The organism is Microbacterium sp. CCH5-D1 (assembly GCF_001557335.1).
Classification (GTDB): Bacteria; Actinomycetota; Actinomycetes; order Actinomycetales; family Microbacteriaceae; genus Microbacterium; species Microbacterium oxydans.
Genome location: NZ_LSJW01000277.1, coordinates 1 through 943, shown reverse-complemented (window position 1 = coordinate 943; position 943 = coordinate 1). Strand labels below are relative to the sequence as shown.

General features: G+C 66.5%; 1 protein-coding gene and 1 pseudogene. Both read left to right on the top strand.

Annotation, left to right across the window (positions count from 1 at the left end):
* A partial coding sequence (locus AX744_RS16540) for a TraM recognition domain-containing protein (protein WP_157543636.1) occupies positions 1–413 on the top strand: 413 nt, incomplete at its 5' end.
* Between the two features lie 221 nt (positions 414–634).
* Positions 635–943 (top strand): annotated as a pseudogene (locus tag AX744_RS16535) (hypothetical protein); the annotation flags it as partial.

The following is a 943-nucleotide window of genomic DNA, read 5'->3' as shown; positions in this document are numbered from 1 at the left end:
CCGCCATGCCCGTGCTCCAAAGCCTCGCCCAAGCGCGGGATCGCTGGAGCGAGAACCAGGCCAACGCGATCTGGGATGCCGCGATCACCAAGATCGTCCTCGGCGGCGCATCCAACAGCCGTGATCTGCAAGACCTCTCCTCACTGATCGGGGAACGCGACGAGTTCACCGACAGTGTGACCTTGGGCGACCACGGCACCCGGTCCAATCAACGCTCGGTCAGACGCATCGCGATCATGCCGCCCGAGCGAATCCGCACCCTCCCGTTCGGCACCGCGGTCACGCTGCTGCGCTCGGCCCCGCCGATCATCACCGATCTGCGGGCCTGGACGAAGCGAGACGACGGCGAGCGACTGAAAGCCGATCGGATCGAGATCGAGGCGTTGCTGGAACGAGGCGCGAATGGCCCCTGAGCTGCACCTCATTCACCGACCGCTGAACCGTGGCCGCGAGCTGCGATCGGTGGTCGCAGCAACGACGGCAGAGGCGTGGAGGTGATGGCCAATGGCCCGCAGGAGCCGGAAAGCGCCGCCCGGTCAGCTCGAGTTCGACCTGTGGGGGCTGGCCGAGCAGACCGCCGACGAGCAGATCAACGAAGCAGCCGAAACCGCGACCGGACTGGAGGGATCGACACATGAACAAGTACGGAGCGCAGGCGATGGCGCACTGGAAGACCCACGCACCCCAGCGGTTCCAGAACCTCGACGACCCGACCCGGTTCTTCACCGATCTGGGCCAGGAGGCGCAGGGCCAGATCAGCGAACTGGCGCGACAGATCGAGACAACACCGGCGTCGGTGCTGGCGAAGACGGCCTCTTCGGAGCAGACTTACTTGCAGGACGTGGCACGCCGGATGACGGCGCTACGGATAGCGGAGGAGGTCGTGATGCAGCAACTCGCCTGGGTCAGCGACCCGAGCCTGCCGCTGGACGAGGCCCGCGAG